Raw genomic sequence first — 25,386 nt, 5'->3', positions numbered from 1 at the left:
AAATGATTGCAAAAGAAACTATTATTCAAGCTTTTAAAGAACAATTTAATCAAGAACCAACTATTGTTGTAAAATCTCCAGGTCGTATTAATATTATTGGAGAACATACCGATTATAACCAAGGTTTTGTGATGCCTGCTGCGATTGATCAATATATTTATGTAGCAGTTAGTGCGCGAAATGATGATGAATTACATTTATATTCGGCTGATTATAAAGAAAAATATCAAGCTGCTTTAAATCAAGATTTGAGTAACGCACCAGATTGGTCAAAATATATCATTGGTGTAAGTGAGATTATTCAAGCTAAAACATCTAAAATAAATGGTTTTAATGCTTATGTCGTTGGCGATGTTCCTTTGGGAGCTGGACTTTCTTCGTCTGCGGCTTTTTCTAGCGCGGTTGGTTTTGCTTTAAACGAATTATTTCAGATTGGTCTTTCTCGTGTTGATTTGGCAAAAGTTGGTCAACAAACTGAGCACGATTATGTTGGTGTAAAGTGTGGAATTATGGATCAATTTGCCTCTATCATGGGTAAAAATAATCATGCAATTCAGTTAGATTGTCGCGATTTATCTTTTGATTATGTTCCATTAGATTGGGAAGATTATGAAATTCTTTTGCTTAATACCAATGTCAAGCATAATCTAGCATCTTCTGCATATAACGATAGGAGAGCGGCTTGTGAGCAGGCTGTGGAATGGGTAAAAGAACATTATCCATTGGTTGAGTCTTTGCGTGATGTAACGGTTGAGCAGTTAGATGAAATTGTTTTCCCAAAATCTCAAGATGTTTATACAAAATCTCGTTTTGTGGTTGAGGAAAATGATCGTGTAACAAAGGCAAATATCGCACTTAAAAATCATGAATTTGATGCATTAGGAAAACTACTTTTCGAGGCGCATTGGGCGTTGAGTAAACAGTATGAAGTAAGTTGTGATGAGTTAGATTTTTTGATTGAAAATGTTCAAGAAATTCCAGAAGTTATCGGTGCACGTATGATGGGCGGCGGTTTTGGAGGTTGTACAATTAATATTATCAAGAAAGGAAATCGCGATCAAGTGATTGAAAAAATTACGCCTCTTTATAAAGCTAAATTTGGTTTTGAGCCAACGGCTCTGAAAGTTAGTATTGGAAATGGAACTTCTTTTGTTGATTAAATTTGAAATTTTATGACAAATTCACAAGAAAATTTAGTTGATGCAGAAACGTTTCGTTTGTCGCACGAAAATCAATTTATAGAACTTTATACGTTAAGAAATTCGAATGGAATGACTGTTCAATTCACGAATTTAGGTGCACGTATTGTTAGTTTGATTGTTCCTGATTCTAAAAATAATCCAACTGATGTTGTAGTCGGAATGAAAACCGCAGAAGAATATCTTTCGAAAGATGAACCTTATTATGGAACTATTATTGGACCTTTTACTGGACGTATTTCGAATGCTGAGTTCACGATTAAAGATAAAATCTATCAATTAATCAAGAATAATGGTGAGAATACGCTGCATGGAGGTAATAAAGGACTTCATTTCGCCATTTGGTCAACTATTTTAGAAAATAATAAAATCATTTTTACTTATCAATATCCTCATTTGGAAGAAGGTTTTCCTGGACCTATTCATTTCGAAGTTCATTATACCTTAACAGAAAATAATGAGTTAATTCTTGAGTATTTTGGCTATTCAGAAAATGATACGATTATTAATTTGACCAATCATTCGTATTTCAATCTAAATGGAGCAGGGAATGGAACTATTTTAGAACATGATTTACAGATTAATTCAAATCAAATTACAACACTTAATGTTGATTATTCACCAAGTGGTGATTTTTTAGACGTAGAAGATTCTCCTTTTGATTTTAGAAAACCGAAGAAAGTTGGAGAATCAATTGATGAAAAACATCAACAATTGATTTACGGAAATGGTTATGATCATTTTTATATTTTAAAGCAAACATTTGATGAAACGTTGAATCATGTAACAACTTTAAAGGGAAATCTTTCTGGAATTCAATTAGATGTTTATACAACAGCGCAAGGAGTTTTGTTGTATACAGGGAATTTTATGTCCGATAAAATTACATTGAAAAACGGAACTACAGATGGTTTTCGAACTGCTTTATGTTTAGAAACGCAAAATTTTTCTGATGCGATAAATCAACCAAATTTTCCTCAAAAAATTTATAATTCAGAAGGAAAATATTATTCAAAAACAATTTTTGAATTTAAATAATTTAACATAAAAAGATTAAAAATGTAGTTTTACGATCTATTTTTAGATAAACTAAAACCAAAATAATTATGAAAAAGTATTGCTTATTATTTCTTGTAAACTTTATTATGTTTGCCCCGATGAGTTTTGCCAATGTACAAAATAGTATAGCGTTAAGACAAGTTCAGGCAAAATATGATACATCTTGGTTGATAGGAAAATGGTATCCAACACATTATTTTGTTGATACAGGAGATGGGAATGAAGAAAAATTTGATTTTGATGAATGTACAAAGAAATCTTCAATAGAATTCCTAGAAAAGGGTAAATTTATTTCTATTTACGCTACAGGAGCTGATTGTTCGTCATTTTTAGAGCCAGTTAAAGGCAAATTCTCAATAAATGAAAGCAACAATGAGTTCAACTTAACTTATGGAACAAGAACTACAACGAGTTATAAATATCAAAAAGTTGATGATAATACTTTGGTATTGATAGAATATCGTGATAAGAATAATGATGGAAAAGAAGATAAAATCTTGAATTATTATCAACGTAAATAAAGTAAAAAGACAACTAATTTAGTTGTCTTTTTACTTTATTTATTCTTGCTTTATTACGTCCATCCAATAATGAAGCAACTGCCCAAATTGCTGCGGGTAACCAGCCAATTAAGGTTATTTGTAAGATTAAACAGATAATTCCTTGAATGATCTTTCCTCTTAAAATGAATGATAACCAAGGTAAGAGTACTGCTAGTATAATCATTTTCTTGTATTTATTGAATTAATTATTTCGTTGTAATGTAAAATTGAAACTTTATTTGAAGCTGAATGCAAATCATTTTCAATAAGTGATTGTGCAACTTTTTCGGCTTCAATTGATTTATATTTAGACAGATTTCCGCTTAAAAAGAAATTAATCAAAGGGAAAACTTTTGCACTTATATTCTCAGCCAAACGATATTCCGCTCGATTGCCAATCAACAAAGATGGATGATACAAAAACAAATGTTTGATAGTATTATTTTGTAAAGTTTCTTCTGCTTCGCTTTTCATTTTAAGATAAAAATTAGACGAACTTGTATTTGCACCAACTGCCGAAATATAATGAAACTTTGTTAATCCTTTTTGATTCCCAAGCTTTGCAAAGTGATTCGGAATATCGACTTCAATTTTACGATATGCACCTAAATCAGGTGTCTTTTTTCGAGTTGTTCCCAAGCACGAAAAAATAGAATCAATCTGCTCAATTTCATCTAAATTAATTTCTGAATTAAAATCAGTTACGATTTCTATCAACTTTGGATGATTGATTTGTTGAGGTTTTCGAACAATTGTGACAATAGTAGAATAATCAGGATGTTTGAACAACTTTTCTAAGAGAAGAGAACCAATTAAACCTGAGCTTCCTAAAACCAATACAGTTTTGTTCATCATCTAAATTTTCATCAACAACCAATACCAAGCACCATTTACATCACCTTGTTCCAAAAGTTTTGCTGCAACTTGATGACGAACCTCTGCAGATTTAAATTTCTGAATATCTAATCGCTGTGTTAATTGCTCTTTGAAGTCATGAATCATTTCATCTGTAGGTAATTTTTCTACATTTCCTAATTGACCTAAATTATTACCTGTTAAATAATTAGAGTGTTTTACTTCATCTGGTAGTTGATCTATACCCAAACCAATTGTACGTGTAGGTTTTTCAACTTCGAAGATAGATTCTGGAATAACTCGGCAATAATAATCGCCTCCCATACGAGCAACTAAATCCAAATCATAAGGCGAAACTTTATCATTTTCATCCAATAAATCCTCTTGCACATGCATGCGCACAATTTCTGCAATCACTAAATTAGCTGCACCTGGTTGATCTGTAACAGAAATAACTTCGCGAATTTTACATTCCAATTGAACAGGAGATTCTGCTACACGAGGCGGTTTAACCAACTCTGAAGGTAATTCTGTAAAACCAGCTTTCACAAATTCGTTTACACCTTTTGGATATTCTACACTTGCCAACGATTGTTGCTGAACCATGTTATAATTGACAATATTAATCACACATTCTGGGTGTTCCCAAATGTTTTCTAATGTATGTTTTGTTGATCCATCTCTCATTTTGCGAAGCGGAGAAAACACGCAAATAGGTGGATTTTGTCCCATCATATTGAAAAATGAAAACGGGCTCAAATTTACATTTCCATCTTTATCTACCGTACTTGCAAAGCAAATAGGGCGTGGAGAAATGGCGTGTTTGAAAATGTCATCAAATTGACTTGTATTTGGCTCAAAAGATTTTGTATGTTGCATAAATTGAGTTTATTGGTTATAAAGATGAACAGAATTTACTAATTTTCCTAATCCTGTAACAGACATTTCGATGGTATCATTTGGTTGTAACCATTGTTCTTGATACGTTGGATTCTGACGTTTTCCAGTACCATTTAATTCAAGAAAACAACCTGTACCAACAGTTCCAGAGCCAATAATATCTCCAGGAAAAAGTTTTACACCATAAGAAATACGCTCTATAATTTCAGCGAAAGTCCAATGCATATCTTTGAAATTTCCACGAGAAACTTCAATATTATTAACAGAACAAGACATTTCTAAATCATAGCAATTTCCTATATGTCCTTCTTTAGGCTCAACTTTGTATTTTTCGATTTCGGTTGGAGTAACTAAATATGGACCAAACATTGAGGCGAAATCTTTTCCTTTTGCTGGACCAAGATTCAGTTTCATTTCTTCCATTTGTAACGTACGTGCGCTCAAATCATTCAAAACCATAAAACCACCAATATACTCATCAGCATCTTCAGCTTTTATATTGATACCTTCTTTTTTGATGACAATAGCGACTTCAAGTTCAAAATCCATTCGATCGAAATGTTTTTCCATTGCATAAACTTTTCCCGGACCTTGAATAGCTTGATGATTAGAGAAATAAAATACAGGAAATTGATCAAATTCTGGAATCATTTCCAAACCTCTGTTCAAGCGAGAAGTTTCGACATGTTGGCGAAATGCATACGCATCTCTAAAACTTGCTGGATGAGGAATTGGAGCCAAAATTTGTGGTTCTTTTATAACTGCATTTTTATACTCACCACGTGAAATTTCGTTTGTAATCTGTTGACAGATTAATACTGAAAATTCGTCATCTGCTAAGATTTCGATTAGAGTAGAAGGTAAGTTGTGATTAATTTTTGTCAAATCATAGATAGCATCTTGCCAAACAAGACCTACTTTTTCTTGCTGATTTTCTAAGAAAGTAACGAATTTCATTATTTGTTGTTTGAAAGGTGAAGATACAAGATGTTTTTTTTGTGACAAAGCTGATTGATAATTCTTGTAATATTTTCTTGATTAAATTATAGTAGGATTGAAAACTAAAATTCCCAACAATACTGAAACTGTTGGGAATATTTGTTTAAGCCATTCCTCCATTTGCTCCAATATTCTGGGCATTTATCCATTTAGCTTCATCACTTGCCAAAAAGACTATAACATTTGCTATTTCTTCAGGTTCTGCTATTCGTCCAAATGGATTAAGAGAAGCTAATTTATCAATGGTTTCTTGTGATTTGCCTTTTGCAAAAAGAGCAGTATTTGTAGGACCAGGTGAAACTGAATTTACATTGATTCCACGACCAATTTCTTTCGAAAAAACACGAGTTAACTGCTCAACAGCTGATTTTGTGGCAACATAAACCCCATAAGTCGGAAGAATTAATCGATTTACAGATGTAGATAGATTAATAATACTTCCATTACTTTCTAGTTTTGTTGCAGCTTCTCTCAACGTATTGAAAACGCCTTTAACATTAATTTCAATTTGTTGAGTAAACTCTTCGTCAGTTGTATCTTTTATCAATTTAGAATGCATAATACCTGCATTATTCACTAAAACATCAATTTTTCCGTAATGAGCAATCGCTTCATCGAATAATTTAGATACATCAACAGATTTACTCACATCAGCTTGTAAAGCTATAGCATCACCTCCATTTGTTTTAATTTCAGAAACTACCTGTTCAGCCTCAGCTTTACTGCCTGCAAAATTTACAATAACTTTTGCATTTGCTTCAGCAATTTTTTTTGCCATTACTGCACCAATTCCTTTAGATGAGCCTGTTATTAGTACTACTTTGTTTGATAAATCGTTCATAAAATTTGTTTTGGATGATTTAATCAAATTTAGAAAATATTATAATTGATAAATACACCAATTCTATTTTTAAGTTCAATTTCACCATTATTCAAATCTGTATGCAGTGGTTGATAATATTCAATTCCAAAATTCATTTTTTCTACAGCAGCTTCCAAACCAAATTTCAATGTTTGTAGATTTCCTTTAGTTTTCGGGATTTTTTCTCCAAATTGTTTATTTTGTTCAAATAACTCATTCTGAAAAGCTACTTTTCCAGCTAATTTATACTTTTTGTCAACTAATAATTGTTGAATTTGTATTAATTGATTCCACTGATTTCCGAATTTGTAATTGTACTTATTTTCACCTTTCAAATTGTAATCCGTAACCAACTGAATAGCTGTTTTTTTATAGGAAATTTGATAGTTTAAGCCTAATTGTGTATCCCAACTTCCTGTACCTAATTGAAAACTTGGGTTTGTAGTTTCTGCATTTTGTTGGTTAAATTTAGCAATAGGTGCTTTTATTCCAATTGCCGTTGTTAATGAATGTTTAAATTTATTTTCAGAAGCTTTTGCTTCGATAATTTTTACGATTCCCATTACATTAATATCTCCAAAACCATTGATTTTAGTGGTATTCAATCCTTCTTTTTGATGAATATGATAAGGAAGGGAAACGCTTACATCTATTTTATTATGTATAGGAATTCGAGCATATAATTGTATGGTATTGAAGGTTTGCTTTTGATTCAGTTCATTTGAAAAAGCATTTTCTTTGGCTTTGTAAAATTGATTCAAATAACGGATGCCTATAAAACTTGCATTCATTAAATTTTCTATTCCATTTGCTGTAGAAGTCGCTGCGCAACCACAAGCATCGCAGTCTAATTCGAGTTCACGATAATTTGTAAGTATTGAATCATTTTCAGACTTTGCAAATCCAATCATTGAGTTAAGAATTGCAACAAGATTAATTAATATTTTTAAATTTTTCATTTTGAGTTAAATTCTGCAAAAGCAGGGTTTGTAATAAATTTTTGATCAGTTAAAGTTTTGAGAAACAAGATGATTAATTTCTTTTCTTCATCGCTCATAGGAATACCAATTCTTCCATTTTTTTTTAGTTCGGGATCAAGGTTTTTGTTATCAAGAACTCCATCTGAATAGAAATCTAGTACAGCTTCTAGTGTATAGAATCTACCATCGTGCATATAAGGTTTGGTCAATTCTATGTTGCGTAAACTTGGTACCCTAAACTTCATAAAATCAACCGAATCCAAAGTTACTCTATAGCGTCCACCATCTTTGAACTCTTTGTTGTAGTACATTCCTGTATTCCGAAAACTTTCATCTGTTTGTAATGCACCTGTATGACAAGTAGAGCATTTAGATTGAAATAATTGCATTCCTTTTTGTTCACTTTCTGTTAAACCACCTTCTTTTCTTAAGTAATAATCGTAGCGAGAATCTTTCGAGATCATTGTTGTCATAAACTGTCCTAAAGCACTCAATATTTTGTGACTATTAATGGTTTCATCTCCAAATGCATTCTTAAATAATCGTTTGTAAGTTGTATCTTTACTTAGTTTCTGAATAATTTCAGGAAAAGACGTGTCCATTTCTTCTTCTGCAGTAATAGGCGAAATTGGTTGTTGTGCCAAATCATGAATCACGCCATCCCACATAAATCGTTTCATAAAAGCTAAATTCTGTATTGCAGGAGCATTGCGAATTCCTATTCTATCCTCAATTCCATGACTTACATTATGTCCGTGATGTGTAAATGCATTCTCTTGTATGTGACAAAAAGCACAAGAAATCGTATTATTTCGGGATAATTTTCCTTCATAAAATAGTTTTCGTCCTAATTCAATTCCACTCTTTGTAAGTGGATATTTTACTGTATCAAAAGTTAACGTAGGGAAATAAGTTGGGTAATTGAATTGATAATTTTCATCAATCGGTTTACCTAAATCGATGGAATCATCCTGGCAACTGATTAAAAATAAAATAGTTGCCAAGATGAATAAAATATGTTTCATTAATTATTGATTCGATTCGTTATTATGAACATGATCTACACGAAACATTTTTGATACATTATCAGTCACGTTTACCAAATGTTGAGAAGAACCCATTGCATTTGCATTACTTGGATCCAATGTTAATTTTGTTTCTCCACTCAAAAATTGATTAAGATCTGCCATCACATGTACAGAAGGCTTTATTTTAGTGGTAACACGAGCTGTAGTAGGTAAATTAAGTGTAATTTCTCTATACAGATTAGGTGTATTGTTTTGCGAAACATTTCCCATATTTCCTGAGTGATTTACATATGGTAGATTGGCAGAAGATGAGCCATATTTACCTTCAAGTTTTAAGAAAACATAACCAGCCGCCCAGGACCATGTCATTCCGCTTTGTTTTGCTTTTTCCCAAAAAGTTGCTTGCCCATCGTGTCCAAGTAAGTAAGCGTTTTGATTAATACCTAGACCAAAACGAATTTTAGTGTACTTATTTTGTGGAATATCAGTTAATTCTATATACGTAATATTTGCTTTGGCAGTAGCCTGATCTACGATAAAAGCACCTTTATCTGGATTATTTGGATGATAACTATATTCCTTTCCAGCTTCGTCGATTAATGTAATATTGGAAATGATATATTTTAGAGTTGAGAAATTAAATTTTTGTCCATTTGAAGAAGTTTGAACGGTTTGATCTAAGACAATACTTCCTAGATTTTCAAAACCATTTTCAAATTTTACTTGTAAATTTCCGGTTTGTCCATTTTCTATTGACGAATATTCATCGTCATTTTGACATGAGGAGATCAGTGCAAAGAATAAGATCAATGCATATTTTAAATTATTTTTTATCGTTTTCATTCGATTTATTTTGTTCAATTAATTGTATAAAGTTACTTTTCGATTGGATTAAATCGAAATAAGTAAAATGCTAAAAATTAAATTAAACAATAGGAGGTCGAAGAGAAAGAAAAAGGTTTTCTGTCTTTATTTTGAAGTGATAAAAATCGAATGAATTAAGTTTAAGCTGCCATTTTTTTTCTGTTGGAATATTTAAAACAGAAGATTTTACAAAAACATCCAATGATTTAAAAGCTCTAGGTAATTTACTTTTTGTTTGTGAATCCGAACTCTTTGCAACTTGGTCTTTTAGATAACAAACTCCGTTACAATTTAGTTCTGGACGATTTTTGTTGATACATAACTCTTTGACAATTTTTTCATAATTCACTGTAAAATCGATCACAGCAAACAAAGGTCTGCATGAAATTAAAACAACAGTTAATATGAAAAAAAAGCTTTTGAACATGTTGAACAAAAGTAATTAATAATTGACTTTTATAAACTAATAAGTATCATATTGATCGGATAAAGCATAAAAAAGCAGCTAAAACACTAGCTGCAGATTACTTATAAATATCTTTCGTTGATAATATTCATGTGATGAATAGAATGTCCTGCCAAAACGTAACCAATTTTTTCTACCGAAAATTCTTTATCGCCAATCGTTCCAACTCTGCTTAAAACGTCATCATTAAAACCTAAATACTGAAAATAAGTTGCTTTCATTAGATTAGTCCATTCTTTGATTAACTCTTCTGGATTTCTATCATTTGCAAAAGCTTGCTTAGCATATTCGTTTTCATCAAAAAAGTTAAGTGGTTGAATATCTTTTCTTGCAATATGTTGTGCACGAAAAGAAAAAATGCGTTCGCAATCTATACAATGTTGTACCAATTCTTTCACAGTCCATTTTCCTTCCTCGTATCTATAATTCCATTTATCTAATTCGCTAACAATTGTCAACGTCTTTTTAATATCGGCAATTCTAATTTGTAATGCATCAATAACTTCTATTCCATCATAAATAGAAACATAATTGTCGTGGTTTATCTGGGTCATAACTTACTTTTTTAGCAATTTAATAAATATTTAAAAAGAGTAATTTTAAGTATTCGTTAAAATTTGAACGTTTAATTTCGAAATTAATGTTTTATGACTAAAAAAAATATGATTCTTATAGATTATTGAAATCTTACTTTTCAGAAGTTTATTTTCCTAAAAAAGCTTGCTAAGTTTGAGAGTAAAGTAATTTAAAAAATAACAGATCAATGATTTCTAATTTATCATATACAAGCGGAGCGTCTCAATACCCACTTTTAGGAGAAACAATAGGAGAAAATCTACGAAATACAGTAGCCAAATATCCACAGCAGGAAGCTTTGGTATGTGTGGATCAAAATTATAGAGCTACTTATACAGAGTTTTATTCTCAGACCGAACAAATTGCAAAAGCATTGGTTGCAATTGGTCTTGAAAAAGGTGATCGCGTAGGTATTTGGGCTCCAAATAGAGCAGAATGGACCTTGTTGCAATATGCGACAGCACGAGTAGGAATGATTTTGGTTAATTTAAATCCAGCTTATAAAGAAAACGAACTTGAATTTGTTTTGAATCAAGCAGAAATTTCTGCTGTATTTGCTTCACTTCAATTTAAGTCGAGTGAATATAAAACGATGTTGAATAATGTCAAACACAATACTCCAACAGTAGAGCATATTGTTATTTTTGAAGAAGATTGGATTAATTTTTTAGAAAAAAGTGAAGAAATATCTACTTCTGAGATTCATCAAATAGAGCAATCTGTACAATTTGATGATGCTGTAAACATTCAGTACACATCTGGTACAACAGGTTTTCCGAAAGGAGTAACCTTAACACATCATAATTTATTAAACAATGGTTTTTTTATCGGAGTTAGATTAAATTACACTCATCTTGATCGAGTTTGTATTCCTGTTCCGTTTTACCATTGTTTCGGAATGGTTATCGGCAATATAGCTTGTACATCACATGGCGCTTGCATGGTAATTCCTTCAGAAAGTTTTGAACCTGAAAAAGCTTTAAATGCAGTAGAAATGGAGAAATGTACATCGCTTTATGGTGTTCCGACTATGTTTATTGCTGAGTTAGAATTGCCAAATTTTGATCGATTTGATTTATCTTCTTTGCGAACAGGTGTAATGGCTGGTTCTCCTTGTCCGATTGAAATTATGAAGAAAGTACAAGCCAAAATGAATATGAAAGAAGTTTCGATTTGTTATGGAATGACGGAAACTTCACCAGTATCAACACAGACAATTATTGGGACACCATTAGAAAAGCAAGTTTCGACAGTTGGAACAGTCCAAGATCATTTAGAAATTAAAATTATAGATCCCCAAACTGGCGAAATTTTACCTCGCGGAATTGCAGGCGAATTTTGTACAAGAGGTTATTCTGTTATGTTAAAATATTGGAACAATCCTGAAGCAACTGCTCAAGTAATTGACGAAAATAATTGGTTGCATTCAGGTGATTTAGCTACAATGGATGTTGATGGATATATTAATATTACGGGACGTATTAAAGATATTATCATCAGAGGAGGAGAAAATATTTCGCCAAAAGAAATTGAAGATTTTTTATATGAACATGATTCAATATCTGATGTTCAAATTATTGGTGTGCCAAGTATCAAATATGGAGAGGAAGTAATGGCTTGGGTTAAAGTAAAAGAGGGAATGACAATTACTGAAGATGAATTGAAAGAATATTGCTTATCAATTGCTCATTTTAAAAGACCTAGATATTGGAAGTTCGTTACTGAATTTCCCATGACAGTTTCTGGTAAAATAAGAAAAATTGAAATGCGAGAAATCTCAATAAAAGAATTAGATCTTGAGAATGCTCAAAAAGTGAAAACATCTTAAAAAAACATTTAAATCAACATAAAATAGGCTCAAAAGAATAATTTAATTTATCTTTGAGTCTATTTTAATATATAAAAATAAACGATCTGAGCGATGTCAAATATCTTGTTAATAGAAGATGAACAGGCAATTCGTAACGTTTTGAAAAGCATTTTGATGGATGAAAATCCGAAATGGAATGTAGATGAAGCAGAAAACGGTGCAGTTGGTCTTGAAAAAATAAAAGAAAAAGAGTACGACTTAATTATAAGCGATATAAAAATGCCTTTGAAAGACGGAATGGAAGTTTTGTCTGAGGCAATGGAATATAATCCTGAGTTGACAATGGTGATGATTACTGGTCATGGCGATGTCGATTTAGCTGTTGATGCAATAAAGAAAGGAGCATATGATTTTATTTCGAAACCACCAGATTTGAACAAATTGCTAACGACGGTTCGTAATGCTTTAGATCGTAAAACGTTACTTTCTTCAAACAAAGAATTGAAGAAAGAGAATAAAGCTTTAAAGAAAAAAGTTGCAAAGAAATATGAAATGATTGGTGATACACCTGCAATTATGGAGGTTAAACAAATCATTGATAAAGTTGCTGATACAGATGCAAGAGTTTTAATTTTGGGACCAAATGGTACTGGGAAAGAATTGGTTGCTCATCATTTACACGAAAAAAGCGAACGTAATAATAGACCTCTAGTTGAAGTGAATTGTGCTGCAATACCAGCCGAATTGATCGAGAGTGAATTATTTGGACACGTAAAAGGTTCTTTTACAGGAGCGGTTAAGGATAAACAAGGGAAATTTGAGTTAGCAAATAATGGAACAATTTTCTTAGATGAAATTGGAGATATGAGCCTTTCTGCACAAGCCAAAGTTTTGCGTGCATTACAAGAAGGTAAAGTTTCGCCAGTTGGCTCTGAGAAAGAAATAGATGTTAATGTACGTGTTATTGCTGCAACAAATAAAGACTTAAGAAAAGAGATAGAGGAAGGTCGTTTCCGCGAAGATTTATATCATCGTTTAGCTGTAATTATTATTAATGTACCAGGTCTTAATGATCGCAAAGATGATATACCTGCTTTAGTTGAGCATTTTGTAGGAGAAACGTCAAATCAAAAAACTTTCGATAATTCTGCTTATGATGCTTTGAAGGAGTTGGATTGGACAGGTAATATTCGTGAATTAAGAAATGTTGTAGAACGTCTTTTGATTTTGGGTGAAAATCCTGTTTCGAGAAAAGATGTAGAACAATTTGTAAAAAAATAATTCATTCTGATGAAAAAGATAAGCCTTTTGATTGCTGTAAGTTGTCTTTTTGTATTCTCTTGTAAAAAAGAGAAAGCAAAAGTAGATCAGCCTACAGATGGTTTATCAAGGGAGGATGTATTGTCTTTGGAAAAAAATTCAGTTTTCACAAATGAAGCTTTTATTTATAAAGGTGTTTTCGAAGGAAAATATTTTGGAGAAAAAATCGTTTTAAAATTATCAGATAGTCAATTCATTATCGAATATAAAGGGAAAACCTACGAAGGAGATTGGTTTAAGAAAGACGACGGCTCTTTAATGGAGATTGAAGCAAAGAATAACAAACTTCCGTTTCAGTTTTTACGTTGGACAGATAATTCGGAAATCATGATTTTGAATGAAAATGGAATGGGAGAAGATAATGGCGAAAACTATTTAACAAGAGTTCAGTAACATGAAAATAAAATTAGTTCATCTTTTTGGTGTATTATCATTTGCTTTTTTAGCAAGTTGTCAAACTGGTTCATCTTCAAAAAATGATGAATTAGGCGAACGTTTTTTTGAGATTTATTCTGCTCAAAAAGATTATAAAAAGCTAATATCGTTTTATAATGATAGTTTAGTTTATGAAAATGTTGCGCAATATTCTGGAGCATCTACAGTAGATCCTCGCTATTTATTTAGTGAGATTATAAGATGGAATGATAAAACAATGCAATATGAAAATAATAAATTACTTAACGTAAAAGAATTATTTACAAACGATTCTATGATTATTGCAAATGGAGAATTTTCGGCTTATACTTATAATGGATTAAAATATCCTCCGATGAAGTTTACGACCTATTTGTATTTGGATAAAAATTCTAAAATTAAGAAACAAGTTGATTGGTTTAATTATCCAATTGAAGATATTATAGAGTTGTATCAATTACAGCAAAGTCAACAAAAAATAAAATTGGATAAATAATTATAAATCCGGTGAAGTAATTTCACCGGATTTTTTTTATATTTAATTGTTTATGATAAGATTAGCAGTTTTAAAAGATGTGACAAAATTAAAAGAATTACTCATTCAATTATTAGTTCATCACCAAGAATTTAGTACTATTTATGGAGTAGATTTAGATTATCAGAATGACATTGAACAATTTTTTGTAGATATTTTAGCTCAAAAAAACATTCATGTTTTTGTTGCTGAAATAGAGAATGTTTTGGTTGGTTTTATTATTTGTTCTAAACATAAACGACCAAATTATTTTGCTATAAAATCCAAAGGAAGAATTGACTCATTATATGTAGAATCTAGTTTTCGAGGTAAAAACTTAGCATCTCAATTGGTAGAAAAAGCATTAGAAAATTTGCATGATGAAAACTATATTGAGTTAGAATTTACAGCAAAAAATCAATTGGCAAATGATTTTTGGTTAAATAAAGGATTTGAGATATTAAATCATCAGTGTATTTTGACAAAATAAAAAAGCTCCAATATTTTGGAGCTTACTATTATTGTTCTGCATTGAAATAAACTTTGTAGAAAAACATTTTCTTTTCTTCGTCAAAACCTCTTTCTAAATACTCTTCAGCTGCATCAGGATTTGTTAAATCTAATTTGATGTTAATTTTCGTATCTAATTTAATCTCACTTTTAATTTTTTTCGATTCTTTCATCAACGTAGGAACCGAAACTTCAAATGCTTCAACAAATTCTACACGATTATTTTCACTATAATCCTTTTTATACTCTTTAAATTCGTCAATAATCTCAAAAGGCTTCAAAACCTGATCTTCAAAAATTTCATTTGTAACAACTTCATTAGAATTTAAGACGTTTATAGAATTAGAGATAAATTCCGCTTGTTGTTTTTTATCTGTTTTGTCCAATAAAAAATCATTAGAGAAATCAGTAATCAACTCCATATATTTTTTGGTATGGTAATTATTATCTTTGATTAAATCGATTTCTAAGAAATTTTTCTTCCAATATTCAGATTCAACATTTTTATCATCAATAGAATATACACGGAAACCTTCGTCTCGATGAACATCTAAAATTAAAGTTGCTTTATCTATTCCTTCAAGCTTGTAACCTTTCCAGATATTATAATCTAAACCGCGAGATTCATCAAAGCGTAAAAATTTCTTTTTATTCTCTAATTTATACACACCGATACCACGACAAGGAATTCCGTCAAACATCATATTTTCAAAAAGTGCAATAAAAACTTCTCCACTTTTGATCTGCGGATGCAATGACTTTTCGTACAGATGGCTTAAAACTTCATGAGAAAAATCGATAAAATCTGTTTGTTCATCAAACATTTGTGCACATTGATTGTACAATACATTGAATTCTAATTTCTCTGTATAATGTGTAAAATGATTAATTTCTAATGATTTTTTGAACGGACTTAACAGAAATGGAACCAATTGTTCCTCTTTTGCTTCGTCATATTCTAATGTTTTATCAGCAAAGATATTTGCCTCTTCACGAACTTTATGTCCAACTTTTTGCAAGCTTATAAATGCGATATATGCATTTTTAACGTCAACCATTGTTTTGATTTTCTATCTAGACAAAAATATGAATTTCATTTCATCTCAAGAAATAAAAATATTTAACAAAATTGTCAAACAAAATTGTAAAAATAATTGTTTGATTATCAATGATATAAATGATTAATTAAAATTTTTAACATGTAGAATGATTTCAAATAATATTTATGGCATGGAAATAGTAATATGACAAATGTCTTAAATTATTTAAAAATTGTAGAGATATGAAAAAGATAAGATTTACACTTTTAGGAGTAGCATTTACTGCATTGTTAGCTGTAGGTGTTAATGCGCAAGAGAGAGGAAATAGAGGAGGAGACCGTGGGGGACGCGAAACTAGAGTACAATCAAACAATGGGCGTGGAAATGGACATTCTGATATTGCACGAAATGAAAATCGTGTAAGTAACAGAGTAGAATCAAATAGAACTGAACGATCATCAAGAGAGTCAAATAATGATTGGAGTAATAAGAAAGAATCTAATAGATCTAACACGGATCGAATTTCTAGAGATAATACGACAGTTGTAAGTAGTAGAGAAAGTCGTCCTCAATCTAATAGAGACTGGAATAACAACTCTAAAAACGATCGATACGATAACAATAGAAGTAGCAGAGATTATAATTCTAATCCTATTAGAATGAATAGTAGCTCTTACAACAGAAATTATCGTCCAGTATCTAATTTAGATATGAATCGTTATAATAGATATTCATACAACAATTATAATTTCTACGGTAACAACGGAATTTATTACAGACCATACAACAATGGTTATGTAAGATATATGCCAAGTGTAGGATTTAGAATTAACATTTTACCTGCAGGTTTCGTAACAATTAATATAGGAAATAGAAATCCTTATTATTTCTACGAAGGTGTTTATTACAGACCTTATAGAAGTTATTATGAAGTTGTACAAGCGCCAATTGGAGCTATTGTTTATGCATTACCAGCTGGTTACGAGAGAATTGATTATGATGGAGAACGTTTATATGAATTTGGAGGAACGTTGTACCAAAAAATATATGATAGAGGCGTACGAGCTTATCAAGTCGTAGGTTATTTAGATTAAATTAGGTAGTTAGGTTAGTAAAAAATCCCATACAGAATTTCTGTATGGGATTTTGTTTTTGTAGCGAAGAGCAGAATCGAACTGCCGACCTCAGGGTTATGAATCCTGCGCTCTAACCATCTGAGCTACCTCGCCTAAAATTATAATTTTTGCAAATATAATTTTTTTTAATAATCATAACAAAAGTTATTTTGATTTTCTTTGGTAGATACAATTCATTTTATATCTTGCGACTTCAATTAAATAGAACTATGCCAAAAAAGAAATATCAAGTAGAATTTTCAATTAAATCTTCTCCTTCTTTGCTATATAACTATATTTCAAATCCTTCAGGATTGTCAGAATGGTTTGCGGACAATGTAAATTCTCGTGGTGAGAAATATACATTTATTTGGGATGGACATGAAGAATCTGCTTTTTTGATGAAATCGAAGCAAGATAGTTATGTTCGTTTTCAATGGGAATATGATGAAGACACGAAATATTTCTTCGAATTAACAATTGTTGAAGATGATTTAACAAACGATGTATCTTTAGTTATTACAGATTTTGCTGACGAAGATGAAGTGGAAGAGTCAAAACAATTATGGGAAAGTCAAATAGAAGATCTTAAAAAAATCTTAGGATCTGTTTAAAACAACTTATTTTGAAAATTAACTTAAGTGGCGTTATTACCGAGCAAGCTGATGCTGTAGTAAGTATCAATAATAGAGCTTTTCGTAATGGTGACGCTGTAAAAGAAGTTTTACGATTTGTAAACGGAGAAATCATTGATTGGGAAGATCATTATTTTAATCTAATGGCTTCAATGCGAATTTATCGCATGAATATTCCGTTAGATTTTACGCCAGAATTTTTCCAAGAGCAAATTAATTCTTTAGCAGAAGCAAATCAAACAAAATCAGGAAAAGTAGAGTTTTTTGCTTTTCGTAATGATGAAGACGATTATTTAAAAGCTTCAATTAATTTTGTAGTTTCTATCCAGAATAGCGCGAATAATTGGGAGTTTTTATCTGGAGAAAATGAAATTGATGTTTACAAAGATTATGCTGTCAACACAGCATTTTATTCGTTAGTGAATACATTTCGTCCAGAAGAAAATATTGCAGAAATATATCGATTAGAGAATGAATATGAAGATATTATACTTTTAAACTCAAATAAACGAATGGCGAGATCGTTGAAAGGAAATATTTTTGTGATAAATGATCAAACTATAAGAACACCAAAGAAAGAAGAAGGTGTAATTACAAGTGTATTGAGAACCAATTTCATTAAAAAAGTAAATGATTCTGAAGATTTTAAGATAGAAGAAGCAGATATTTTTCCGTTCGAAATTCAGAAAGCTGAAGAAGTTTTCATTCTAATTGACGGCGTTGGAATTTTACCAATTACTCAAAATCGTAAAAAAGTCTATACGACAGAAAAAACAAAATCAGTATTTAATTATTTGTAATTAGATAATTGATTAATTCATAGAAGGATCAGCAGGGGTGTTAAGCCAAATCAAATTTTCACCTCCTAGCTGTTTCATCAAATCTTTCCACAAAGAAGCATCCCACTGATCAAAAATATTAAAATCAAGATCTGTTACTGACCAAGAATTTTCTTTTAATTCGTTTAATATTTGTTTTGGTGACCATCCACAATATCCAATAAAAAATTTGATTTCATCATCTTTTATAGATCCATTATTTACGGCTTCTCTAACATCCTCATAAACACCAGACCAATAAATATCTTCTGTAATCCATTCGCTATTTCTCACCAAATCAGGACGTTTGTGAATGTAATAAATGTTATCTTTATCAACAGGACCACCCTCATAAACAATAGAACCATTTTCTATTTCTGACACAAAAATACTTATTGGTAAACTAGAAGTACGATTAAGAATAAAGCCAACACTTCCAGATTCAACATGTTCTGTTATCAAAATAACACTTCGTTGAAAAATATCATTAGTTAATGTGGGTTTTGCAACTAAAATAGTTCCTTTTTTTATACTTTTGATAGACATTTTTGTTTCGGTTTTATTGAGTAAAATCTTAACGAAAAGTAAGATTAGCTGTTTAAAAATATAAAATAATCATTAATGAAACAAGATTTAAGTTATAAAAGAAAGATCTATGAAAAACAATCGATGAATTTTGATTCGTTAAGAGAAAACCCGATTGAACAATTTCGTGATTGGTTTATACAAGCTGAAGAATCGGATGGTGTAGATGAAGCAAATGCAATGTCTGTTGCAACAATTGGCGAAGATGGTTTTCCAAGAACGCGTGTTGTTTTATTAAAACGATACACAGACGAAGGTTTTATTTTTTATACAAATTACAACAGTCAGAAAGGAAAAGCTTTGTTAGCAAATCCAAAAGTATGTATATCTTTTTTTTGGCCTTTTTTGGAGAGACAGATTATTATAAAAGGTGTTGCAGAAAAAACTTCAGATAATAATTCGGATGGATATTTTGAAACTCGCCCAAGAAGTAGCCAATTAGGCGCATGGATTTCAGCACAAAGTTCTGTAATTGATGAGCACCAAGATTTAGCTGCAGAAGAATTAGCATTAGAGAAACAATACGAAGGAAAAGAGATTCCTCGACCAATACATTGGGGAGGTTTTTTAATTCGACCTACAGAAATAGAATTTTGGCAAGGACGTCCAAGCCGTTTACATGACAGAGTTCGTTATGTTTTACAAGACGATTTTGATTGGAAAAAAGAACGTTTAGCTCCTTAAAAAAATTATAAAAACCACTCAAATCTGAGTGGTTTTTATAATTATAGTAATTTATATTATTTAGAAAACTCTTCAGCCGTTTTACGGATAATCGCTAAACATTCATGTAATTGTTCTTCGTTCATTACTAATGGTGGAGCAAAACGGATAATGTTTCCGTGTGTTGGTTTTGCTAATAAACCGTTTTCCATCATTTTAACACAAAAATTCCATGCAGTATCAGATTCTGGCGTATCGTTGATTAAAATTGCATTTAATAAACCTTTTCCGCGAACTGATTTGAATAATGGAAATTCTTCTGTCATTTTCGTGATTTCAGTTCTGAAAATTTGTCCTAATTTCTCCGAATTATCTGCTAATTTTTCGTCTAAAACAACTTGTAAAGCTTCCATTGCAACAGCTGCTGCTAATGGGTTTCCACCGTATGTAGAACCATGTTGTCCAGGTTTGATCACATTCATTACCTCGTCATTCGCTAAAACTGCTGATACTGGATAAACTCCTCCAGAGACAGCTTTACCTAAAATCAAGACATCTGCATTGATATTTTCGTGATCGATTGCTAACATTTTTCCTGTACGTGCAATTCCGGTTTGAATTTCGTCTGCGATAAATAATACATTGTGTTGATTACATAACTCTTCACAAGCTTTTAAATATCCTTCTGATGGTACATTAACACCAGCTTCACCTTGAATTGGCTCTACCAAGAATCCACAAATTTTGTCCGCTTTCTCTTCAAAAAGTTGTTTCAAAGCGTTTACATCATTGTATTCTACAGCTTCGAAACCACTTGTGTATGGATTGAAGTTTTTACGTGCATCTTCATCATTCGAGAAAGAGATAATAGTTGTAGTACGTCCATGAAAGTTGTCTTTACAAACTACTAAAATAGCTTCACCAGCTGGAATACCTTTCTTTTCGTAACCCCATTTACGAGCTATTTTAAGAGCTGTTTCTACAGCTTCAGCACCAGTATTCATTGGTAAGATTTTGTCAAATCCGAAAAGCTCTGACATAAATTTTTCGTAAACTCCTAATTCAGCATTATAAAAAGCACGAGAAGTTAATGTTAATTTTTCTGCTTGCTCTTTTAATTTATTGATGATTCTTGGATGACAATGACCTTGGTTAACTGCTGAATAGGCTGATAAAAAGTCAAAGTATTTTTTTCCATCAACATCCCAAACATATACACCTTCTCCTTTTTCCAAAACTAATGGTAGCGGATGGTAATTATGCGCTCCATATTTTTCTTCTAATGCAATTAATTCTGCTGATTTTTCCATTTTACTACTTGTTTTTGTTTGTATAAATTATTCATAAAAAAACCGACAATTAAAAAGTCGGTTTATGTTAAGAATTTAATCTTCGTTCTACTAATATGATATCTTTTCCAAAGAATTTTTTGGCAACTTTCAGAAAGTTATCTGTATAATCTGATAAATAAAATTCGTATTGAGGAACATTTGTATCATCGGCTAATTTACCATCTTTCTGTAATTGATAAATAATTTGGTTAACTACAATTAGAGGAGAATTAATGATGTCTACTTTTCCTTCAAATACTTGATTGATTTCTTTTTCAACCAACGGATAATGTGTACAACCCAAAATGATTGAATCTATTCCCTCTAGTTTTTTGTTGGTTAAATATGTTTCTAAAACAGCTTTAGAGATTGATGTGTTTACATAACCTTCTTCAATAACAGGAACAAGTAGAGGAGTAGCCATTTCAACAACCTTTACATGTTTATTTTGCTTACGAATTGCTTTTCTGTAAGCACCAGAGTTTATTGTTGCTTTAGTTGCAATAACACCAATTTTTTCACGTAATTCATAAGCTACTTTTTCGGCAACTGGTGATATAACATCAATAACAGGTACATCTTCACCTGCTGCTTGTTTAATCGCTTCAATCGAGTTTGAAGTTGCAGAATTACATGCAACTAAAATAGCTTTACAATCATTCTCTTTCAGAAAGTTAGTAATGTCTACTGAGAATCGAGTAATTGCCTCTTTTGATTTTTCGCCATAAGGCAAATGTTGCGTATCGCCAAAGTAGATCATACTTTCGTTTGGTAAAAGACGCTTTATTTCTTTTGCAAACGTCAATCCACCAACACCAGAGTCGAAAACACCAATTGGTCTGTTATCATTCATAGCGCAAATTTAACAAATTAATCAATGTAAAATAATCTAGAAGCAATTCCATCAGCGAAAAATTTTGCTTCAGGTTTCAAAATGATTTTATTATCTTTTTTTTCTATCAGATTTTCTTTCAATAATTGATTGATTTCTTGGTAGAAAGAATCGATTAATTGTTGAGAAAACTCAGTATTCAGTCGAGTTAAATCTATACCGTAAATTGTTCTTAATCCAATCATTATCATTTCATTGAATTGATCTACTTCATTTAATACTTCAATTTCATGAGGTAAATTATTATCTCGAATTGATTGTATATATTTAGCATTATTAGCAATATTCCAAGCACGTGATTTTCCGTTATAAGAATGTGCTGAAGGTCCAATTCCTAAATAATGAATTCCCTTCCAATAATTAGAATTATGTAAAGAAAAATAGTTCTCTTTTCCGAAATTAGAGATTTCATATTGCACATAATCGTTATTGGTTAATGTATCAACTAAGATATGAAATTGTTTGTTTTGGCGATCTTCATCAACTGGCTTTGTGATTCCTTTTTTTATTTGATGATCCAAAACAGTTTTTTCTTCAACAGTTAAGGCGTAAGAAGAGATGTGTGGGACATTTAGCTCGATTGCTTTTTGTAAATTTTGCATCCACATTTCGTTGGTTGTCGTCGTAGAACCATAAATCAAATCAATCGTTATATTATCAAAACCAAAATCTTGAGCTAACTTTATTGAAGTTTCAGCTTCTTGTACATTATGAGCACGATTCATTAATTTTAAATCTTCTTCGAAAAAAGATTGTACACCAATCGAAAAACGATTAATCGGAGTTGATTTTAAAAAATGAAGTTTTTCTTTTGATAAATCATCTGGATTAGCTTCTAATGTGACTTCTTTTATGGATGAAGTTGAATAATTTTTAGAAATTGTATTAAAAATGCTTTCTAATTCATTTTCTGTCAAAATAGAAGGAGTGCCTCCTCCAAAATAAATTGTTTCGAGTGGTTGATTGATTTCATCTTTGCGTAACACTAGTTCTTTATTGATTGCTTCAACCAAAGAAGATTTAGATTGAAGGTTTGTTGAAAAGTGAAAGTCGCAATAACTACATTTTTGTTTACAAAATGGGATATGAATATAGATTCCTGCCAAAATTCCGTCTATTTAAGGCAAAATTAACTTGAATTACTTACCTAAAAAAATCGTTGCAAAATATTTTTAGAAATATCACCTCATTTTTTTGTTGGTTTTGTAAATAATTCTTTTATCTTTATATCGAAAATATAATACTATGAATAAAGGAACTGTAAAATTCTTTAATGAAGAAAAAGGATACGGATTTATTAAAGAAGATGAAACTGGAAAAGAGTACTTCGTACACGTTTCTGGTTTAACAGACAAAGTAGCTCAAAACGATAAAGTATCTTTTGACTTAGAACAAGGAAAAAAAGGCATCAATGCCATTAATGTGAAAGTAATCTAATAAATATTTTATCTCAACATATTTCTTGTAAGCGACCAATCATGGTCGCTTTTTTTGTTTCTCAAATTAACTAATCTTGTATTTGATTTTCATAAAACTCTGCACAACGTAATAATTCGTTCACAAAATGATACAATCTACCTAATTGAAATTTTGCTAAATGATGCCCATATAAACTTGCCAAATATATACCTAATGCGAACAGAATAGAAAAAGGAATACTCCAAATCCAATAACTACTGCCTTGTACAATGTATTCAGAAATAGAATAAGTACCTAAAGTTATTATAATTGCGCCACATAAACCATACAAAAATGCGAACAATGTCCATACAGCTGGTTTTGGGCTAATTATTCCTCGAACAACTAAATAATCTGGATGATCTTCATCCTCTTCAATTCTGATTTGTAATTGCGGATGCCAATACTTGTCCTTATCTTTTCGTACTCTTATCATTGCGACTTCACGGTTAACATATCCACCAAATTCAGTTGAATTTTTATCGAGTTCAGTCTTGAGTAAACACACAAATTCTTCTTTACTTAGTTTAGTAAAAACTTTGAATCTTGGTCGGCTAAGGAGAGATTTTATGTGGACTTTTTGACTCATAATATGTTAACTTTCCTTAAATTTACAATAAATGTTTATATATGACGAATGTCATTTCTGATACTTACGAAAAAATATTTGAAATTGTACGCCAAATACCAGAAGGTAAGGTTTCAACATACGGTTTGATCGCTCAAAAAATTGGAGAAAAATTCTCTGCAAGAGTTGTAGGTTATGCACTAAATAATGCACATTTAGCAGAAGATATTCCGGCACATCGTGTTGTTAATCGTAATGGTTTGTTAACTGGTAAACATCATTTCAATCCTTCAAGTTTAATGCAAACTTTATTAGAAAACGAAGGAATTGAACTAAAGGATGATAAAATCCTCAATTTCAAAGAAAAGTTATGGAATCCGAATGAATCTCATTAAATTCTGTAACAAATTCTATTTTCTTCTTACTAATTTTACAAATTAATCTATAAAAGAATGGACTTTTTATTGCAAGCCGAAGGCTTAACAAGACGATATAAAGATAAAGTTGCACTTAACAATTTTAGTATCAATATTCCACATGGTTCTATTTATGGACTTTTAGGTCCAAACGGAGCTGGAAAAACGACTTTCATCCGAATTGTAAATCAAATTACAGCACCAGATAGTGGTACAATTTTGTTGAATGGAGAACCACTAACAAACAAATCTATTGGTCAAGTAGGCTATATGCCTGAAGAGCGAGGATTGTACAAAAACATGAAAGTTGGTGAACAAGCGTTATATTTTGCAAAATTAAAAGGCCTTACAACTGCAGAAGCTAAAAAAAGAACTGAATATTGGTTTGAAAAACTTGATATGATGTCTTGGTGGAACAAAAAATTGAGCGAACTATCGAAAGGGATGGGGCAAAAAGTTCAGTTTGTAATTACGGTTATTCATAATCCTTCATTGCTAATTTTTGATGAACCTTTTAGTGGATTTGATCCTGTAAATGCGCAAATTATTGCGAATGAAATTTTAGAGTTGCGTGATAAAGGAACAACAATTATTTTTTCTACACATAGAATGGAATCAGTAGAGGAAATGTGTGATCATGTTGCATTGATTAATCAATCAAATAAGGTTTTGGATGGAACGATAGAGGAAGTACGAAATCAATTTAAAACTGGGAAATTCCAGATTCAGTTGAATGAAATTCCAACAGATGATTTACAAAATTTAGCGAATCAATTTGATATTTCTGAAATTAAAACAATTAATCAACGCACAGAATTTAATTTGTTGTATAATAAAGAAATTCCGACCAATCAAATTTTGCAACAGTTAATGCAAATTGGTCAAGTTCATCAGTTTAAAGAAATCATTCCTTCAATGAATGATGTATTTTTAGAAGCTGTTAAGCAAAGTTCTCAAAAACAATAAT

31 protein-coding genes and 1 tRNA gene are annotated in these 25,386 nt (G+C 31.1%); 15 read left to right on the top strand and 17 right to left on the bottom strand.

Annotated features, from left to right (window positions below; all coding sequences use genetic code 11):
* Positions 1–2 precede the first annotated feature (2 nt).
* The 3 genes from QHG34_RS01495 (at position 3) to QHG34_RS01485 (ending at position 2,779) form a co-directional block, all read left to right on the top strand.
* Positions 3–1,160 (top strand): galactokinase, encoded by a 1,158-nt coding sequence (locus QHG34_RS01495; RefSeq protein ID WP_282628333.1) that lies wholly within the window; start codon positions 3–5, stop codon positions 1,158–1,160.
* A 12-nt stretch (positions 1,161–1,172) separates the two neighbouring features.
* Entirely contained in the window at positions 1,173–2,237 is a 1,065-nt protein-coding gene (locus tag QHG34_RS01490; protein WP_282628332.1) for an aldose epimerase family protein, read from the top strand.
* 68 nt (positions 2,238–2,305) lie between these two features.
* Entirely contained in the window at positions 2,306–2,779 is a 474-nt protein-coding gene (locus tag QHG34_RS01485) for a lipocalin-like domain-containing protein (RefSeq protein WP_282628331.1), read from the top strand.
* A gap of 13 nt (positions 2,780–2,792) precedes the next feature.
* Here the strand turns inward: QHG34_RS01485 and QHG34_RS01480 are convergent, their stop codons facing one another.
* From QHG34_RS01480 to QHG34_RS01435, 10 genes are all read right to left on the bottom strand, one after another.
* The gene (locus tag QHG34_RS01480) at positions 2,793–2,984 is read right to left on the bottom strand and encodes a YqaE/Pmp3 family membrane protein (protein ID WP_282628330.1); all 192 of its coding nucleotides are present in this window, start codon (positions 2,982–2,984) and stop codon (positions 2,793–2,795) included.
* Complete coding sequence (locus tag QHG34_RS01475; protein ID WP_282628329.1) at positions 2,981–3,652, bottom strand: NAD(P)H-binding protein; 672 nt, start codon at positions 3,650–3,652, stop codon at positions 2,981–2,983. Before QHG34_RS01475 ends, QHG34_RS01480 begins: the two co-directional genes overlap by 4 nt.
* A 3-nt stretch (positions 3,653–3,655) precedes the next feature.
* Positions 3,656–4,534 carry a flavin reductase family protein gene (locus tag QHG34_RS01470; protein WP_282628328.1) on the bottom strand — a complete coding sequence of 293 codons (879 nt, stop codon included), beginning with the start codon at positions 4,532–4,534 and terminating at the stop codon, positions 3,656–3,658.
* 9 nt (positions 4,535–4,543) lie between these two features.
* Entirely contained in the window at positions 4,544–5,512 is a 969-nt protein-coding gene (locus tag QHG34_RS01465; RefSeq protein WP_282628327.1) for a fumarylacetoacetate hydrolase family protein, read from the bottom strand.
* Positions 5,513–5,657: 145 nt separating this feature from the next.
* Positions 5,658–6,395: an SDR family oxidoreductase gene (locus QHG34_RS01460; RefSeq protein WP_282628326.1), complete on the bottom strand. Its 738-nt coding sequence runs from the start codon at positions 6,393–6,395 to the stop codon at positions 5,658–5,660.
* Between the two features lie 29 nt (positions 6,396–6,424).
* Positions 6,425–7,375 carry a transporter gene (locus QHG34_RS01455; protein ID WP_282628325.1) on the bottom strand — a complete coding sequence of 317 codons (951 nt, stop codon included), beginning with the start codon at positions 7,373–7,375 and terminating at the stop codon, positions 6,425–6,427.
* Positions 7,372–8,421, bottom strand: coding sequence for a cytochrome-c peroxidase (locus tag QHG34_RS01450; RefSeq protein WP_282628324.1), 1,050 nt, complete (start codon positions 8,419–8,421; stop codon positions 7,372–7,374). The genes QHG34_RS01455 and QHG34_RS01450 overlap by 4 nt, the downstream gene beginning before the upstream one ends.
* 3 nt (positions 8,422–8,424) lie before the next feature.
* Complete coding sequence (locus QHG34_RS01445; protein WP_282628323.1) at positions 8,425–9,267, bottom strand: MbnP family protein; 843 nt, start codon at positions 9,265–9,267, stop codon at positions 8,425–8,427.
* 82 nt (positions 9,268–9,349) lie between these two features.
* Positions 9,350–9,715, bottom strand: coding sequence for a hypothetical protein (locus QHG34_RS01440; protein WP_282628322.1), 366 nt, complete (start codon positions 9,713–9,715; stop codon positions 9,350–9,352).
* 101 nt (positions 9,716–9,816) lie between these two features.
* On the bottom strand, positions 9,817–10,308 hold the full coding sequence (locus QHG34_RS01435) for a DinB family protein (RefSeq protein ID WP_282628320.1): 492 nt from the start codon (positions 10,306–10,308) through the stop codon (positions 9,817–9,819).
* A 209-nt stretch (positions 10,309–10,517) separates the two neighbouring features.
* On the opposite strand from QHG34_RS01435, the gene QHG34_RS01430 reads away from it, so the two are divergent.
* The 5 genes from QHG34_RS01430 (at position 10,518) to QHG34_RS01410 (ending at position 14,878) form a co-directional block, all read left to right on the top strand.
* The gene (locus QHG34_RS01430; protein ID WP_282628319.1) at positions 10,518–12,158 is read left to right on the top strand and encodes an AMP-binding protein; all 1,641 of its coding nucleotides are present in this window, start codon (positions 10,518–10,520) and stop codon (positions 12,156–12,158) included.
* 93 nt (positions 12,159–12,251) lie between these two features.
* Positions 12,252–13,421, top strand: coding sequence for a sigma-54-dependent transcriptional regulator (locus QHG34_RS01425; protein WP_282628318.1), 1,170 nt, complete (start codon positions 12,252–12,254; stop codon positions 13,419–13,421).
* 9 nt (positions 13,422–13,430) lie between these two features.
* Entirely contained in the window at positions 13,431–13,853 is a 423-nt protein-coding gene (locus tag QHG34_RS01420) for a hypothetical protein (RefSeq protein ID WP_282628316.1), read from the top strand.
* A 1-nt stretch (position 13,854) separates the two neighbouring features.
* Positions 13,855–14,370: a hypothetical protein gene (locus tag QHG34_RS01415; protein ID WP_282628315.1), complete on the top strand. Its 516-nt coding sequence runs from the start codon at positions 13,855–13,857 to the stop codon at positions 14,368–14,370.
* 52 nt (positions 14,371–14,422) lie between these two features.
* A complete protein-coding gene (locus QHG34_RS01410; RefSeq protein WP_282628314.1) occupies positions 14,423–14,878 on the top strand; it encodes a GNAT family N-acetyltransferase in 456 nt (151 codons plus the stop codon).
* Between the two features lie 28 nt (positions 14,879–14,906).
* Here QHG34_RS01410 and QHG34_RS01405 read toward each other — a convergent pair whose 3' ends face one another.
* Positions 14,907–15,956, bottom strand: a complete 1,050-nt coding sequence (locus tag QHG34_RS01405) for a nucleoid-associated protein (protein ID WP_282628313.1) — start codon at positions 15,954–15,956, stop codon at positions 14,907–14,909.
* Between the two features lie 224 nt (positions 15,957–16,180).
* Here QHG34_RS01405 and QHG34_RS01400 point away from each other — a divergent pair, with 224 nt between their 5' ends.
* Entirely contained in the window at positions 16,181–17,032 is an 852-nt protein-coding gene (locus tag QHG34_RS01400) for a DUF6515 family protein (protein WP_282628312.1), read from the top strand.
* Positions 17,033–17,093: 61 nt separating this feature from the next.
* Here the strand turns inward: QHG34_RS01400 and QHG34_RS01395 are convergent.
* Positions 17,094–17,167: transfer RNA gene (locus QHG34_RS01395), tRNA-Met, on the bottom strand.
* A 116-nt stretch (positions 17,168–17,283) separates the two neighbouring features.
* Between QHG34_RS01395 and QHG34_RS01390 the strand changes: the two genes are divergently transcribed.
* Both QHG34_RS01390 and QHG34_RS01385 read left to right on the top strand, forming a co-directional pair.
* Entirely contained in the window at positions 17,284–17,667 is a 384-nt protein-coding gene (locus QHG34_RS01390; protein WP_019975947.1) for an START-like domain-containing protein, read from the top strand.
* Positions 17,668–17,678: 11 nt separating this feature from the next.
* Entirely contained in the window at positions 17,679–18,488 is an 810-nt protein-coding gene (locus QHG34_RS01385; protein WP_282628310.1) for an aminotransferase class IV, read from the top strand.
* A gap of 12 nt (positions 18,489–18,500) precedes the next feature.
* On the opposite strand, the gene QHG34_RS01380 is transcribed toward QHG34_RS01385, so the two are convergent.
* Positions 18,501–19,052: a YqgE/AlgH family protein gene (locus QHG34_RS01380; RefSeq protein WP_282628309.1), complete on the bottom strand. Its 552-nt coding sequence runs from the start codon at positions 19,050–19,052 to the stop codon at positions 18,501–18,503.
* Between the two features lie 75 nt (positions 19,053–19,127).
* On the opposite strand from QHG34_RS01380, the gene pdxH reads away from it, so the two are divergent.
* Entirely contained in the window at positions 19,128–19,775 is a 648-nt protein-coding gene (gene pdxH / locus QHG34_RS01375) for a pyridoxamine 5'-phosphate oxidase (RefSeq protein ID WP_282628307.1), read from the top strand.
* A 56-nt stretch (positions 19,776–19,831) separates the two neighbouring features.
* Here the strand turns inward: pdxH and rocD are convergent, their stop codons facing one another.
* From rocD to hemW, 3 genes are all read right to left on the bottom strand, one after another.
* A complete protein-coding gene (gene rocD / locus QHG34_RS01370) occupies positions 19,832–21,064 on the bottom strand; it encodes an ornithine--oxo-acid transaminase (RefSeq protein WP_282628305.1) in 1,233 nt (410 codons plus the stop codon).
* 67 nt (positions 21,065–21,131) lie between these two features.
* Complete coding sequence (murI, locus tag QHG34_RS01365) at positions 21,132–21,938, bottom strand: glutamate racemase (RefSeq protein ID WP_282628304.1); 807 nt, start codon at positions 21,936–21,938, stop codon at positions 21,132–21,134.
* A 17-nt stretch (positions 21,939–21,955) separates the two neighbouring features.
* A complete protein-coding gene (gene hemW, locus QHG34_RS01360) occupies positions 21,956–23,083 on the bottom strand; it encodes a radical SAM family heme chaperone HemW (RefSeq protein WP_282628303.1) in 1,128 nt (375 codons plus the stop codon).
* Between the two features lie 139 nt (positions 23,084–23,222).
* Between hemW and QHG34_RS01355 the strand changes: the two genes are divergently transcribed.
* A complete protein-coding gene (locus QHG34_RS01355) occupies positions 23,223–23,414 on the top strand; it encodes a cold-shock protein (protein WP_282628302.1) in 192 nt (63 codons plus the stop codon).
* A gap of 70 nt (positions 23,415–23,484) precedes the next feature.
* Here the strand turns inward: QHG34_RS01355 and QHG34_RS01350 are convergent, their stop codons facing one another.
* A complete protein-coding gene (locus tag QHG34_RS01350; protein ID WP_282628301.1) occupies positions 23,485–24,024 on the bottom strand; it encodes a hypothetical protein in 540 nt (179 codons plus the stop codon).
* Positions 24,025–24,065: 41 nt separating this feature from the next.
* Here QHG34_RS01350 and QHG34_RS01345 point away from each other — a divergent pair, with 41 nt between their 5' ends.
* The gene (locus QHG34_RS01345) at positions 24,066–24,398 is read left to right on the top strand and encodes an MGMT family protein (protein ID WP_282628300.1); all 333 of its coding nucleotides are present in this window, start codon (positions 24,066–24,068) and stop codon (positions 24,396–24,398) included.
* Between the two features lie 57 nt (positions 24,399–24,455).
* Positions 24,456–25,385: an ABC transporter ATP-binding protein gene (locus tag QHG34_RS01340; RefSeq protein WP_282628299.1), complete on the top strand. Its 930-nt coding sequence runs from the start codon at positions 24,456–24,458 to the stop codon at positions 25,383–25,385.
* Position 25,386: the final 1 nt, after the last annotated feature.

The sequence above is a fragment of the Empedobacter sedimenti genome (genome assembly GCF_030005555.1).
Lineage (GTDB): Bacteria > Bacteroidota > Bacteroidia > Flavobacteriales > Weeksellaceae > Empedobacter > Empedobacter sedimenti.
Note: the sequence above shows the minus strand (reverse complement) of the source record. Positions and strands in the feature narration are given on the sequence as shown.